The following is a 13684-nucleotide window of genomic DNA, read 5'->3' on the forward strand; positions in this document are numbered from 1 at the left end:
GCTCCCGTCAGCACGCCCACGCCAGCGGTCCCAGCTTCCGCTGGCACGACGGCAAAAGGTGACCGCATCAAGGCCAGCCCGCTCGCCAAGCGCCTCGCCGCCGAACGCGGTATCGACCTGTCGGCGATCAGCGGCACCGGCCCCGGCGGCCGCATCGTCAAGGACGATCTCGACGGTGCTCCGGCAGGTGCTGCGGCGCCCGCAGCCGCACCCAGTGCAGCCGCTCCCGCCGCAACAGCCGCGGCGTCCGCGTCTGCTCCTGCTGCCGCTGGCCCGATCCCCGATTTCGGCATCCCACACGCGGACACGAAGCTCAGCGGCATGCGCAAGACGATCGCTCGCCGCCTGACCCAGTCGATGCAGGAAGCGCCGCATATCTATCTGACCGTCGATATCCGCCTCGACGCGCTGCTCAAGCTGCGCGGCGAGCTCAACGCCAGCCTCGAAAGCCGCGGGGTCAAGCTCAGCGTCAATGACATGCTGATCAAGGCGCTCGCGGTTGCGCTCGAACGCGTCCCGGCGTGCAACGTGTCGTTCGGCGGCGATGTCATGCGCCAGTACAGCCGCGCCGACATCTCGGTCGCGGTCAGCATCCCCGGCGGGCTGATCACCCCGATCATCACCGACGCGGGCGGCAAGTCGATGTCGAAAATCTCGACCGAAATGGCCGAGCTTGCCGCGAAGGCCAAGGAAGGCAAGCTCCAGCCCAGCGAATATCAGGGCGGCACCGCCAGCATCTCGAACATGGGCATGATGGGGATCAAGCAATTCACCGCGGTGATCAACCCGCCGCAGGCGATGATCATGGCGATCGGTGCGGGTGAGAAGCGCCCCTATGTGGTCGACGACGCGCTCGCGATCGCTACCGTGATGTCGGCGACCGGCAGCTTCGACCACCGCGCGATAGATGGGGCGGATGGCGCGCTGCTGATGAAGACCTTCAAGGAGCTTGTTGAAAGCCCGCTGGGACTGGTGGCGTAAACATGGCTGACACCAACTACGACCTCATCGTCCTCGGCTCGGGGCCCGGCGGCTATGTGGCGGCGATCCGCGCGGCTCAACTGGGCCTGAAAACCGCGATCGTCGAGCGCGAAAATCTTGGCGGTATCTGCCTCAACTGGGGCTGCATCCCGACCAAGGCGCTGCTGCGTTCGGCCGAAATCTATCATTATATGCAGCATGCGGGCGATTACGGCCTGATTGCGCAGCAGATCAGCGCCGACATCGACGCGGTGGTAAAGCGCAGCCGCGGCGTTGCAAAGCAGCTAAGCCAAGGCGTTGCCTTCCTGATGAAGAAGCACAAGATCACCGTCCATATGGGCGAGGGCAAGCTGACCGCGCCGGGCAAGCTGGACGTCAAAGGCGAGAAGGGCACCGAAGCCCTGACCGCCAAGAATATCATCGTCGCCACCGGCGCCCGCGCGCGCGACCTGCCGTTCGCGCCCGCCGACGGCAAGCGCATCTGGACCTATCGCGACGCGCTCGTCCCGCCCGAAATGCCCAAGAAATTGCTCGTCATCGGATCGGGCGCGATCGGGATCGAATTTGCGAGCTTCTACAGCGACATGGGCGCCGACGTGACCGTCGTCGAAATGCTCGATCGGCTTGTCCCGGTCGAGGATGCCGATGTGTCGGCCTTCCTGGAAAAACAGCTCAAGAAACAGGGCATGACGATCTTCACCGGCGCCGGGGTCGAGGAACTGAAGGCGACCGCCAACGGCGTCACTGCGAAGATTAAGACCAAGGACGGCAAGACCGAGAGCGCCGAATTCAGCCACGCGATCGTTGCGATCGGGATCGTCCCGAACACCGAGAATATCGGGCTGGAGGCGCTCGGCGTGAAGACGACCAAGGGCCATATCGACACCGACGCGATGTGCCGCACCAATGTCCCCGGCATCTGGGCGATCGGCGACGTCACCGCGCCGCCGTGGCTAGCGCACAAGGCGATGCACGAATCGGTCATTTCGGTCGAGGCGATCGCGGGCAATCACCCGCACGCGATGGACCCGCGCAACATCCCCGGCTGCACCTATTGCCGCCCGCAGATCGCCAGCGTCGGGCTGACCGAAGCGAAGGCCAAGGAACTCGGTTACGAGGTCAAGGCCGGAACCTTCCCCTTCATTGGCAACGGCAAGGCGATTGCGCTCGGCGAATCCGAAGGCTTCACCAAGACCGTGTTCGACGCCAAGACCGGCGAACTGCTCGGCGCGCACATGATCGGCGCCGAGGTCACCGAACTGATCCAGGGCTATACGATCGGCAAGACCGCCGAGCTGGTCGAGGATGATTTCATCGGCACCGTCTTCCCGCATCCGACATTGAGCGAGACGATGCATGAGGGCGTGCTGGCGGCGTTTGGACGGCCGCTACATATCTAGCAATTAACGTCAGGGCGGGCGACGATGGACCGGTGCGCCGCCGCGCCTTGCCTCCGTCGCCCGCGCCTTTCAACGTGCCGGATCCTGACGCAAATCCGTGGCTTTGCCGCGCAGGCCGACATTCGACGCCGATCGAGCGTGGGGGCCGCCGCTGACCGTCGTTGATTGCGCTATGAATGGCCTTTGGCCATAGACGACGGCGTGAAAGCTGCACCCACCCGCACCGCCATCATCCGCAACGCCCTGATCGCCACGCTATTGCTGTTCGCGATGGTCAGCGCCGTGGTCGCGGCGGGCTTGGTCGATGGCCTCGACCAGCAGATCAGCGCCGCGCTGGTGATGACCGTGGACACTGCGCCAAGCTGGTGGATCCTGTTTATGCAGAGTGTCAGCTGGATCGGCGGCGGGCTGCCGCGGTGGGGGATCGTCATCCTGCTTTGCGCACTGGTCTGGCACTGGTGCGGGCCGCGCTGCGCGGTGGCGCTGGGCGGGGCGTCGTTGATCGCCAATTTTGCCTCGAGCGTGCTGAAAATGTCCTTCGGGCGGCCGCGTCCCGATCTGGTGCCGCATCTTGATCATGTCGGCAGCGCTGCCTACCCCAGCGGCCATGCGACGAGCGCGGCGGTGGTCTATCTCCTCCTCGCCTGGCTAGCGCCACCCCGCTGGCGCAATGCGGCCTCGGCGCTCGCGGTGTCGATCATCATCCTCAACGCTTTCTCGCGCATCATGCTGGGCGTGCATTGGGCGAGCGACATTGTCGGCGGGACGTTGCTCGGGACGGTCTTTGCGCTGCTCGGGGCGTGGTGGGTCAGCGCGCGCGGCCAGCGCAACGGCGGCGCACTAAGGGAATCGTAAACTGTCGCTGTTATCGAGGCCCGCGGAATCGCGGGAGCTTCGGTATGGACATTTCCCCTGTCATCATATTTTGCCTGGTCGGCGGGCTGTTGCTTGCGCTGCCGCTGATCATCAGAAAATTGCGCACCTCTGCTGGCAGCGATGACGCGGCAGGTGTGGGCTTCGAAGCGAAGCTGAAACCCGGTGAGGTCGTCGTTGAACCGGCGTTCGATCCCGATGCCGCCTTCGCCAATTACATGCGCAAACGCGAAGCGGGGCTGGCAGGCGACGTGTCGGTCGATCCCCTGGAAGACGTGCCAGCACGCCCCGCCAGCTTTGGCCGCAAGGCGATTTAGCCGCCGCTTCGCTCTCGACAGCCGCGCGCCATCGGTTACGAACATGGCATGGCACAAGGCACCCACGATTTCGTCCCCGATCCGCGCAATGACGCGATCCTGATCAACGTCAACGGCACGCTCGTACCGCGTGCACAGGCCAGCGTTTCGGTGTTCGACAGCGGCTTCATGCTCGGCGACGGGGTGTGGGAGGGGATTCGCGTCCACAAGGGGCGCATGGCGTTCCTCGACCAGCATCTTGACCGGTTGTGGGAGGGGGCCAAGGCGATCGCGATGGACATCGGCATCGATCGTGGGACGCTCACCCAGCGGCTCTACGATACGATCGAAGGCAATGGCATGGACGCCTGCCACATCCGCTTGATGGTGACGCGCGGCATCCGGTCGACGCCCTATCAGGATCCGCGCGTCGTCATCTCGCCCGCGACGATCGTGATAATTGCCGAATATAAGGATCCGTTGCCATCGACGGTTGAGAAAGGCCTGTCGCTGTTCACCGTGCATGTGCGCCGCGGCGACCCGGCGGTGCAGGATCCCAAGCTTAATTCGCATTCGAAGCTCAACTGCATCACCGCGTGCATTCAGGCCGCGCAGGCGGGCGCCGACGAGGCGCTGATGCTCGACCCGCACGGCTTTGTCGCGACATGCAACTCGACCCATTTCTTCATTGTGCGCAAGGGCGAGGTGTGGACGTCGAGCGGCGATTATTGCCTGGCCGGGATCACGCGCAGCAACGTCATCCGCCTCTGCCGTGAGAATGATATTCCGGTGTTCGAAAAGAATTTCTCGCTGACCGAGGTTCATGGCGCTGATGAGGCGTTTGTGACCGGCACGTTTGCCGGGGTCGTCCCGGCGCACACGATCGACGGACGCGTACTGACCGAGGGGCGTGGGCCGATGGTCGAGCGGTTGCAGGGCTTGTACAAGGCATTGATCGAGCGTGATATTGCGCGACGCGCTTGATGGATAAGCCGTCCTCCCAGGCCCGTTTGTGTCGAGTGAAGTCGAGACATGTTGGCGCCGCGCGTGTCTCGACTTCGCTCGCCACGAACGGAGGTTCGGGGATGCTGCAATGACCATCCGCATCGCGATGTGGTCGGGACCGCGCAATCTGTCGACGGCGATGATGCGCAGCTTCGGCAGCCGCGCTGATACCCATGTCACCGACGAGCCTTTCTACGGCGCCTATCTGAAATCGACCGGCGATCCGCAGCCGATGGCGGAGGAGGTCTTGGCTTCCATGGACTGCGACTGGCAAAGCGTCGCGCGCAGCATGACCGGGCCGAACCCGGCAGATACGGCGATCTGGTATCAGAAGCATATGGCGCACCATATGGTCGGCCCGATCGCGCATGATGACCTGCCGAGCCTGCGCCACGCCTTCCTGATCCGCGATCCGGTGCGCGTCGTTGCGAGCTATGCGGCCAAGCGCGTCGCGGTGCGGCCCGACCATCTCGGTACCGACAAGCAGGTCGAATTTTTCGACCGCGAAGCGGATCGGCTGGGTCATGCGCCGCCGGTGATCGATAGCGCCGACATCCTGCGCGATCCAGCGGGAATGCTGCAGAAATTGTGCGCGGCGCTGGGGATTGTATGGGATCCGGCGATGCTGTCTTGGGAGGCCGGATTGCGGCCGACCGACGGCATATGGGCGAGCCATTGGTATGACGCAGTGGCGGCGAGCACCGGCTTTGGCGCGCCCGACACGCCGCAGCCCGAGCTGACGTCGCAGGCCCAAAGCGTCGCCGACGCCTGCCGGCCCGACTACGACTATCTGGCGCAGCACAAGATCAAAGCCTGATCCTTTTCAATCCTCCCTGTCGCGAAGCGGTGGGGAGGGTGAGTGCGGGGTTGGATTACCCCGGCAATCCAGGTCCAGTCCGGGGGTCTGGACGAGCCAGCACTCTTGCGAAGCACGGGGTGGAGGGGCGGCAACGGCAGCGTCAAAGCCCCTCCGTCAGCGGCTTACGCCGCCGCCACCTCCCCATCGCTGCGCGACAGGGAAAATCAAATGCACGCCGTTTTCATTTTCCGCTGTCCTATTAAGTCCCGCTTTGCCATCTAGTTTGCGGGCACCAACAACAGGGCGGGTCAAACATGCAATCGCGAGTGAAGTTCGGCAGTTTTCTGCGGGGAATCGGTTTGGGCTCGGCGGCGCTTTTCGCTGCATCAGCGGCAGCGCAGGCACCCGGCGGGCAGACGGTCATAACCGCCGCACGCTATGTCGATGTGCTCACCGGCAAGACGGTCGAACATCCCGCCATCTTCGTCGGCCCCGATGGCCGCATCACCAATATCGCCGATGCGCGGGTCATCAAATGGGGCAGCGACGTCAAGCACATCAATCTGGGCGACAAGACGCTGGTTCCCGGCCTGATCGACATGCACGTCCACCTCGACGGTCCCGCCGACATCGGCGGCTATCGCGGGCTGGAATTCACCGACAGTTTCTGGGGCATGACCGCGGTCAAAAACGCGCGCGACATGCTCGATGCCGGGTTCACCACCGTGCGCAACGTCGGGGCGGGCGATCGCAACGATATCGGGCTGAAACAGGCGATCGACGCCGGCTATGCCGTGGGGCCGCGTATCGTCCCAGCGGGCTATGCGCTGGGCGCGACCGGCGGTCATTGTGACAGTACCTTTCTGCCCCCCAGCTTGGAAAAGAAGGACGGCAAGGAAGAGGGGATCGGCGATAATCCGGAAGAGCTGCGTTACCAGGTCCGCCGCCAGCGCAAATATGGCGCCGAAGTGATCAAGGTGTGCGCGACCGGCGGCGTCTTCTCGCGCAACACCGAACCGGGCCAGCTGCAAGTTCCCGAGAACGAGCTTAAGGCGATCGCCGACGAGGCGCATCAGTGGGGGCTGCGCGTCGCCGCTCACGCGCATGGCGGCGCTGGCATCCGCGCCGCGATTGCTGCCGGGATCGACACGATCGAACATGCCAGCCTGGTTGACGACGAAGGCATCCGCATGGCGGTAGCGCGCAAGCAGCCGGTGTGGTTCGCGATGGACATCTTCAACACCGAATATACCCAGGCCGAAGGCGCCAAGAACGGGGTACTCGAGGATAATCTGCGCAAGGATCGCGAGATCGCGCAGATCCAGCGCGACAATTTCCGCAAGGCGCACCGCGCCGGGGTGCGGATGGTTTTCGCGTCCGACGCCGGAGTGATGCCGCACAGCCAGGTCGGCGGCCAGTTCCGCGTCATGGTCGAATATGGAATGACCCCGCTGCAAGCCATTCAGGCGGCGACAAAGAACGCCGCCGAGGCGCTGGGGCGCGAGAAGGACGTCGGCGCGATCGCAGTGGGGCGTTATGCCGATCTGGTCGTCCTCGAAGGCGATCCGCTGACCGATGTGCGCCAGCTGGAAAGCGTTGACGCGGTGGTCAAGGGTGGGGTGCTGGTGAAGGGGGAGTAGTCACGCCCACCTGAAGCCGTTCGTACTGAGCTTTTTGAAGCAACACAGCACCCCGACGCACCAGGTCGTAGCGTGGGTGGTTTTCTCCTGACGCATCGGTGGGTTGCGGGCGGTTTCGGCCGACGCGGCGAAGGACCCTGGTCGCAACCTATGGAGTTCGCAGATGTGCGCTTATGAGAGAATCATGCAGGGATTGAGCGAGGCGCTGGGCCATGCCCAGGGCAAGAATGTCGGCGCGCGCGTTCACCGGATCGAGGTGCCCAGCGTCGATGTCGCCGCGATCCGCGCCAGCACGGGTCTGTCGCAGGGCGCCTTCGCGCGCAGCATCGGCGTCTCCAAGGGCACGCTGCTCAACTGGGAGCATGGCCGCAGGCACCCCAACGGCCCCGCCCAGGTGCTGCTCGCCATGCTTGCGAAGAAGCCCTCGCTGGTGAGCGAGCTGCTGCGCTGACCGCCGTTATGGCCGACAGCAAAGCAGGGCCGCGATGCTACGCATCGGACCCATAATTTTTTGAAGCACCGTACGTCTTCGCCGCAACGGTGAAGGAATGGACAGCCCTTCGACAAGCCCAGGGCGAAGGGAAATCTGGTTGCTTAATACACCACCAGCTTGTCCACGATCGCATCGCGCATCTCGGGGGTGAAGTTCAGCACCGCCTCGGCATAGGTCGCCACATCGCCATGATCGCGGCGCACCGTCGCCAGTGCGGCGTCGAGGAAGATCGGGTTCACCGACATCAGGGTGCGGATCGCGTCGTCGTGGATTTCGGAATTGTAACGGGCGCGGATGACATCGCCGCCCTGCGCAATCCGCTCCTCGATCTTGCCCGCGCTGTTGGTGAGCAGATAATCGTGCATCAGATCATCCTCATGCACTCCAAGCAGCCGGTGGACGACCGCAACCGCAAAGCCGGTGCGGTCCTTGCCCGCGACGCAATGCACCAGGCTGGGCGCGTCATATTCGGCGAGCGCCGCGAGATAGAGGCGCAGGGTGTTCACGAGCACGGGGCGATAAGGCATCCCGGCATAGACATCGATCATCCGCGAGCGCGCCGTATCGTTATCGATCGTCCCCCCCGCTGCCTGCAAATGAGGAGCGAGACCCGCGGTATTGCCTTCGGCATAGAGAACGCGCGCCGAAAAGCCTTCAGGTCGCCGACAGGGATGCAGAGCGCGTTCGTCGTCACCGCGCAGGTCGATGATCGTCTCGATCCCCAGCTTGTCGATCGCCTCCAGATCGTCGTCGTCAGCGTCCTGATGATGCGCCGATCGCCACAGCATGCCGCTGCGCAGCCGCCCGCCGCCCTCAACCGCATAGCCGCCATAATCGCGGAAATTGTGAACGCCGGTCAGGGGCAGGACACGCTCGGCAATCATGGTCATTCTCCTGTAAACACCGGTGGGCGTTTTTCGACGAAGGCATTGATCGCCTCCCGGTTATCGGCCGTTTCGTGCACAATCGCCTGATAAGCGGCGCTGAGCTCCAGGATGTCGCTCATCCGGCTATGCTGCGCCTCGCGCAGCAACCTTTTGGTCAGGCGCAGCGCGCGCGGCGGATTGCACACGATCCGTTCGGCAATCGCGACCGCGCGGTCGAGCAGTTCCGCGTCGGGGACGACGTCCGTGACGAGACCATATTCCTTTGCCTGCTGCGCGTCAAAGCGGTCGCCGGTCAGGAACAGTTCGGCGGCGCGGGGATAGCCGAGGACCTTCTGGAGCAGCCAGGCGCCGCCGTCGCCGGGAACGATCCCGACCTTGATGAAGCTACATGCAAATTTTGCACTCTCGGCGGCGATGCGGATGTCGCAGGTGCAAGCAAGGTCGCAGCCAAGGCCGATGGCGTGCCCGTTGACCGCGGCGATCATCGGCACTTCGCAGTCCATCAGCGCGCGGATCACCGCCTGCACGCCCTTGCGATAATTGGCGCGCGTGGAGTCGGGCTGGTCTAGCACGCCGATGCCGGTGCGATCCTGCATGCCTTTGAGGTTGCCGCCGGCGCTGAAGGCCTTTCCGCTGCCGGTCAGGATGATTGCGCTGACGCCGCGGTCTTCGCCGAGGGTGCGGAGCGTGTCGATGATGTCCTGGCAGTCCTCATGGGTGCCGATCGCGTTCATGCTTTCGGGCTTGATCATGGTCAGGATCGCGATCTTGCCCCGCCGTTCGACACTCAAAAACTCGCCCATGATCAAAATTCCTTTCCTGTTGGCAAAGGCTATTGCATGGCTGTCGGGACATGCAAGGCTTTGCGCTCTATCCCTTCGATCCACCTGGCGATGTTGCGGCACTGCGCGCCGAATTGCGGGCATGGCTTGCGGTGAACCAACCGCAGGGCGACATCGTCGCGCGCGCCAATTGCTGGGCAAGCTTCGATGCCGATTTCAGCCGCGCGCTGGGCGCTGCCGGTTACATCGGGATGACGCTGCCGGAGCGCTATGGCGGCGGCGACCGGCATCCGCTCGAACGCTATGTGGTGATCGAGGAATTGCTCGCGGCGGGTGCACCGGTCGGCGCGCACTGGATCGCCGACCGCCAGACCGGGCCGCTGATCCAGCGCTATGGCAGCGAAGAGCAGCGCGAATGCTATCTGCCGGGGATTGCCAAGGGCGAGCTTTACGCGTGCATCGGCCTGTCCGAACCTGGTGCGGGTTCCGACCTGGCCGCGGTGCGCACGACAGCGCGCGAAACCGCCGAGGGCTGGCGCATCAACGGCCAGAAAATCTGGACCACCGGCGCGCATTTTTCGCACATCATGCTGGCGCTTGTCCGCACCGAAGAGGGCAGCGAGCGCAACGCGGGATTAAGCCAGCTGCTGATCGATCTCGATACCCCCGGCATCACGATCCGCCCGATCATCGACATGGCGGGTCATCATGATTTCAACGAGGTGTTTTTCGACGATGTGCTGGTGCCGCATGGCGCGCTGGTCGGGATGCGCGGGCAGGGGTGGCAACAGGTTACCGCCGAGCTGGGTCTCGAACGATCCGGGCCGGAGCGCTATCTGTCGAGCCACGCGCTGCTTGTCGCGCTGATCGATGCGGCGGGCGCCCAACCCGAGCCGGCGGTTGCGGCGCTGATCGGCGAACTGGCGGCCGAAATGTGGACGCTGCGCCAACTGTCGATGTCGACCGCGGCGAAGCTGGCAGCGGGCGAGGATCCGATGGTCGAGGCGTCGGTGGTCAAGGAATTGGGCAATGCGTTCGAGCAGGACATGCCGCGCCGGGTGCAAGCGATCGTGACAAGCGGCTGGGACGAGCCGGACAATCTGGCGCGCCTACTCCGCGCGCTGCTAATCGCATCGCCCAGCTTTTCACTGCGCGGCGGGACGCGCGAAGTGATCCGGGGGATCATCGCACGCGGACTGGGCCTGCGATGAGCGCGGCGCGTGAGATGCTGTGTGATACCGCGCGGGCGGTGTTCGCCGAGGCGGCGACAGCGGGGATGGGGCCCATTGCGGAAGCCGGTTTTGCGTTGTTGCTGGTGCCGGAAGACGAGGGCGGGTTTGGCGGTGACTGGGGCGACGTGAATGCGGTGCTGCAGATTGCCGGAGCCATGGTTCCCGACCTGCCGGTTGCCGAGCTGATCGTAAGTGAGGCGCTGCAACCCGCCGCGACCGTGAGCCTGATGGCGGGAGCGATGGGTCAGGCGCTGGCGCTGTCGATCGAGCATGTGAACACGCGCCAACAGTTCGGGCGGCCGCTGGGGAAATTTCAGGCGGTGCAGCAATCGCTGGCGGTGATGGCGTGCGAGGTGCGCGCGGTCGAGGCGGCGGCGGCGGCGCTGGCGACGCGGCTGGATGCGGTGGGGCTTGATCCGGCTGCAGCGGATTTCGAGATCGCTGCGGCAAAGCTGCGCGCGAACCGCGCGGTCGGGGTCGTCACCGCGATCGCGCACCAGGTGCATGGTGCGATCGGCTTTACGCGCGAATATGATCTTAATCGGGTGACGATCCCGCTGATGCGCTGGCGCGGCGCGCATGGGAATGATGCGTATTGGGCGCTGATACTCGGGCGGCAGGTTGCGGAGTTTGGCGGTGAGGGGCTGTGGGAAGCACTAACCGCGCGTTGAGCTCCCACCAGATATTCCGTTCGCATCGAGCGAAGCCGAGATGCTTTTGGGCCCTGCGCCACGCCAAGGTGTCTCGGCTTCGCCCGGCACGAACGGAGGCCGGAGAATTACCGCACCGCGCCACCTTCGCGCAGCGCCGTAATCCTTGCTGGGTCATAGCCGAGGCCCGCCAATACCGCATCGCCATCGGCGCCGACAGCAGGGGCGGGGCGCGGGGTGTCGTTGACCGTTGCTGAATAGCGCGGCGCGGGAGCGGGTTGGACCGCCCCCCCTATAGTCAGAAACGTCTCGCGTTCGACGTTATGCGGGTGCTGCGGCGCTTCGCTCAGCGAAAGGATCGGCGCAAAGCAGACGTCGGTCATCTCCATGATCGCGCACCATTCGTCGCGGGTCTTGGTCGCAAAAATCGCGGTCAGTTTTTCCTTGAGCGATACCCATTGCGAAGGATCCATTTGAGCATCGAAGGAAGGGTCGTTTTGCAGTCCGGTCTTCTCGCGCAGCAGCGCATAGAATTGCGGTTCGATCGATCCGATCGAGATGAATTTGCCGTCGGCGCAGACATAGCTGTCATAGAAATGCGCGCCGCCGTCGAGCATGTTGACCCCGGCCTCGTCCTTAAGCCGCCCCGCCGCGTGGAACCACCAGCTCATCCCGGCGAGCAGCGCCGATCCGTCCGTCATCGCGCAATCGATCACCTGACCCTCGCCGGTACGCGCCGCATGGACGAGCGCGCTCGACATGCCGAACGCCAGCATCATCCCACCGCCGCCGAAATCGCCCACATAATTGACCGGTGGCACCGGCTTTTCGCCCGCGCGGCCGATGCCGTGAAGGACGCCCGACAGCGAGATATAATTGATGTCGTGCCCTGCTGCCTGCGCATAAGGCCCGAACTGGCCCCAGCCCGTCATGCGGCCATAAACAAGCTTCGGATTGTCGGCGAGCAGCACATCGGGGCCAAGGCCGAGCCGTTCCATCACGCCAGGGCGATAGCCCTCGATGATCCCGTCGGCGTTTTTGCAAAGGTCACGCGCGATCGCGACCGCTTCCGGGTTTTTCATATCAAGCGCGATCGAGGTCCGGTTGCGGCTGAGCGGATCGCGCGGGTCCATGAAACCGCCGGGGCGGTCGATGCGGATAACTTCGGCGCCATGATCGGCGAGCATCATCCCGCAAAAGGGACCGGGACCAATGCCCGCAAATTCGATGATTTTGATTCCGCGCAACGGACCTGACATATCTTGCTCCCTGTTTGCTCATATTCGATGGTGGACGGCGAGTGCGGCCCGATTGTCTTTGAAGTGTCCCAATGCGATTCTAGCGCGTCATTGATTCCGAACGGAGAGGTTTCCCAAAATGCTCAATCGCCGCCAGTTTTCCATGACCGCCTTTGCCTTTGCAGGCCTTGCCATGCAGAGCCGCGCCGCGGCGGGTGGACTGATGGCGACCGCGCCCGGTTATGGCCCGCTGCAAAGCGACCCCGCGGGGCTGATCGACCTGCCGCCCGGCTTTTCCTACCAGATTGTCTCGCAGTTTGGCGACGCGATGAGCGACGGGTACCGCGTCCCCGATCGCGCTGACGGCATGGGCTGTTTCCGCCTCGATAACGGCAAGCTGGCGCTGGTGCGCAATCACGAGCTTGGACCGAAGCATATCGCCAGCGGGCCTTTGAATGCTGGCGCGGCGGTGCCGGAAGGCACATTCGACCGCGTTGGCCGCGCGGCCATTCCGGGCGGCACGACGACGCTGGTGCTCGATGCCAACACACTGAAGGTTGAGCAGGAATATCTCAGCTTGCTCGGCACGATCCGCAACTGCGCGGGCGGGGTGACGCCTTGGAACAGCTGGCTGACGTGCGAGGAAAGCGTCGCTGGCCCTGCTGATGGCGTCGGACAGCCGCATGGCTGGATTTTCGATGTGCCCGCCGACGCCGGCAAGCTTGTCAAGGCCGAGCCGTTGAAAGCCATGGGCCGTTTTGTGCGCGAGGCCGCGGCAGTCGATCCGCGCACCGGCATCGTCTATATGACCGAGGATCGCGAAGACAGCCTGTTCTACCGTTTCCTGCCCGACGTTCCGGGGTCGCTCCACCGCGGCGGGCGATTGCAGGCGCTGGCCTTTTTCGACAAGAGCATCGGCGACAGCCGCAACTGGACTACGCCGGTGATGCAGCCGGGAAGCTGGCATTTCGCCGACTGGATCGACCTCGACGACCCCGAAAGCCCCGCCGACGACCTGCGCCTGCGCGGTGCGACCAAGGGCGCTGCCCGCTTTGCGCGCGGCGAAGGCATCCATTGGGGCGACAGTGAGCTTTATTTCACCTGCACGTCGGGCGGCCCTGCAAAACAAGGCCAGATCATGCGCTATCGCCCCTCGCATTATGAGGGGACGCCGCAGGAACGATCGAATCCCGGGCGGCTGCAATTGTTCCTCGAATCGACCGATCCCGCGCAATACAGCTTTGGCGACAATCTGACGGTCGCGCCCAACGGCCATCTGATCGTGTGTGAAGACCAGTATGAAGACACGGTCGACAATCATCTGCGCGGAGTCACTCCCTATGGCGAGGTTTATGCCTTTGGCCGGATCCGGGTCCAGACGGAACCGGCGGGCGCTTGTTTCGCGCCC

The 13684-nt window shown here is 64.2% G+C and carries 14 protein-coding genes; 11 read left to right on the forward strand and 3 right to left on the reverse strand.

Going from position 1 to position 13684, the window contains the following annotated elements:
• From K0M74_RS02060 to K0M74_RS02095, 8 genes are all read left to right on the forward strand, one after another.
• A partial coding sequence (locus K0M74_RS02060) for a 2-oxo acid dehydrogenase subunit E2 (RefSeq protein WP_293967390.1) occupies positions 1–981 on the forward strand: 981 nt, incomplete at its 5' end.
• Positions 982–983: 2 nt separating this feature from the next.
• Entirely contained in the window at positions 984–2381 is a 1398-nt protein-coding gene (gene lpdA / locus K0M74_RS02065; RefSeq protein WP_293967392.1) for a dihydrolipoyl dehydrogenase, read from the forward strand.
• A gap of 201 nt (positions 2382–2582) precedes the next feature.
• Complete coding sequence (locus K0M74_RS02070; protein ID WP_293967393.1) at positions 2583–3236, forward strand: phosphatase PAP2 family protein; 654 nt, start codon at positions 2583–2585, stop codon at positions 3234–3236.
• Between the two features lie 44 nt (positions 3237–3280).
• Entirely contained in the window at positions 3281–3571 is a 291-nt protein-coding gene (locus K0M74_RS02075; RefSeq protein ID WP_293967395.1) for a hypothetical protein, read from the forward strand.
• 48 nt (positions 3572–3619) lie between these two features.
• Positions 3620–4534 carry an aminotransferase class IV gene (locus tag K0M74_RS02080; protein WP_293967397.1) on the forward strand — a complete coding sequence of 305 codons (915 nt, stop codon included), beginning with the start codon at positions 3620–3622 and terminating at the stop codon, positions 4532–4534.
• Between the two features lie 109 nt (positions 4535–4643).
• Positions 4644–5372: an HAD family hydrolase gene (locus tag K0M74_RS02085; protein ID WP_293967399.1), complete on the forward strand. Its 729-nt coding sequence runs from the start codon at positions 4644–4646 to the stop codon at positions 5370–5372.
• Between the two features lie 296 nt (positions 5373–5668).
• A complete protein-coding gene (locus K0M74_RS02090) occupies positions 5669–6994 on the forward strand; it encodes an amidohydrolase family protein (protein ID WP_293967401.1) in 1326 nt (441 codons plus the stop codon).
• A 163-nt stretch (positions 6995–7157) separates the two neighbouring features.
• Positions 7158–7445, forward strand: coding sequence for a helix-turn-helix domain-containing protein (locus K0M74_RS02095; RefSeq protein ID WP_293967402.1), 288 nt, complete (start codon positions 7158–7160; stop codon positions 7443–7445).
• 143 nt (positions 7446–7588) lie between these two features.
• Here the strand turns inward: K0M74_RS02095 and K0M74_RS02100 are convergent, their stop codons facing one another.
• Positions 7589–8377 (reverse strand): tyrosine-protein phosphatase, encoded by a 789-nt coding sequence (locus tag K0M74_RS02100; protein WP_293967403.1) that lies wholly within the window; start codon positions 8375–8377, stop codon positions 7589–7591.
• The gene (locus K0M74_RS02105; protein WP_293967404.1) at positions 8374–9177 is read right to left on the reverse strand and encodes a crotonase/enoyl-CoA hydratase family protein; all 804 of its coding nucleotides are present in this window, start codon (positions 9175–9177) and stop codon (positions 8374–8376) included. Before K0M74_RS02105 ends, K0M74_RS02100 begins: the two co-directional genes overlap by 4 nt.
• Positions 9178–9227: 50 nt before the next feature.
• Between K0M74_RS02105 and K0M74_RS02110 the strand changes: the two genes are divergently transcribed.
• Together K0M74_RS02110 and K0M74_RS02115 are read left to right on the forward strand one after the other, a co-directional pair.
• Positions 9228–10367: an acyl-CoA dehydrogenase family protein gene (locus tag K0M74_RS02110; RefSeq protein WP_293967406.1), complete on the forward strand. Its 1140-nt coding sequence runs from the start codon at positions 9228–9230 to the stop codon at positions 10365–10367.
• Positions 10364–11059 (forward strand): acyl-CoA dehydrogenase family protein, encoded by a 696-nt coding sequence (locus K0M74_RS02115; protein ID WP_293967408.1) that lies wholly within the window; start codon positions 10364–10366, stop codon positions 11057–11059. The genes K0M74_RS02110 and K0M74_RS02115 overlap by 4 nt, the downstream gene beginning before the upstream one ends.
• 107 nt (positions 11060–11166) lie before the next feature.
• Here the strand turns inward: K0M74_RS02115 and K0M74_RS02120 are convergent, their stop codons facing one another.
• Positions 11167–12297 carry a CaiB/BaiF CoA-transferase family protein gene (locus tag K0M74_RS02120; protein WP_293967409.1) on the reverse strand — a complete coding sequence of 377 codons (1131 nt, stop codon included), beginning with the start codon at positions 12295–12297 and terminating at the stop codon, positions 11167–11169.
• A gap of 118 nt (positions 12298–12415) precedes the next feature.
• Here K0M74_RS02120 and K0M74_RS02125 point away from each other — a divergent pair.
• The coding region (locus K0M74_RS02125; RefSeq protein WP_293967411.1) for an alkaline phosphatase PhoX at positions 12416–13684 on the forward strand (1269 nt) is incomplete at its 3' end.

The organism is Sphingopyxis sp. (assembly GCF_019459305.1).
Classification (GTDB): domain Bacteria; phylum Pseudomonadota; class Alphaproteobacteria; order Sphingomonadales; family Sphingomonadaceae; genus Sphingopyxis.

Bases quoted from the DNA above. Each gene is read 5' to 3' on its own strand.
- lpdA (WP_293967392.1), top strand. From the start codon at position 984: ATGGCTGACACCAACTACGACCTCATCGTCCTCGGCTCGGGGCCCGGC.
- K0M74_RS02075 (WP_293967395.1), top strand. From the start codon at position 3,281: ATGGACATTTCCCCTGTCATCATATTTTGCCTGGTCGGCGGGCTGTTG.
- K0M74_RS02080 (WP_293967397.1), top strand. From the start codon at position 3,620: ATGGCACAAGGCACCCACGATTTCGTCCCCGATCCGCGCAATGACGCG.
- K0M74_RS02085 (WP_293967399.1), top strand. From the start codon at position 4,644: ATGACCATCCGCATCGCGATGTGGTCGGGACCGCGCAATCTGTCGACG.
- K0M74_RS02090 (WP_293967401.1), top strand. From the start codon at position 5,669: ATGCAATCGCGAGTGAAGTTCGGCAGTTTTCTGCGGGGAATCGGTTTG.
- K0M74_RS02095 (WP_293967402.1), top strand. From the start codon at position 7,158: ATGTGCGCTTATGAGAGAATCATGCAGGGATTGAGCGAGGCGCTGGGC.
- K0M74_RS02100 (WP_293967403.1), bottom strand. From the start codon at position 8,377: ATGACCATGATTGCCGAGCGTGTCCTGCCCCTGACCGGCGTTCACAAT.
- K0M74_RS02105 (WP_293967404.1), bottom strand. From the start codon at position 9,177: ATGGGCGAGTTTTTGAGTGTCGAACGGCGGGGCAAGATCGCGATCCTG.
- K0M74_RS02110 (WP_293967406.1), top strand. From the start codon at position 9,228: ATGCAAGGCTTTGCGCTCTATCCCTTCGATCCACCTGGCGATGTTGCG.
- K0M74_RS02115 (WP_293967408.1), top strand. From the start codon at position 10,364: ATGAGCGCGGCGCGTGAGATGCTGTGTGATACCGCGCGGGCGGTGTTC.
- K0M74_RS02120 (WP_293967409.1), bottom strand. From the start codon at position 12,297: ATGTCAGGTCCGTTGCGCGGAATCAAAATCATCGAATTTGCGGGCATT.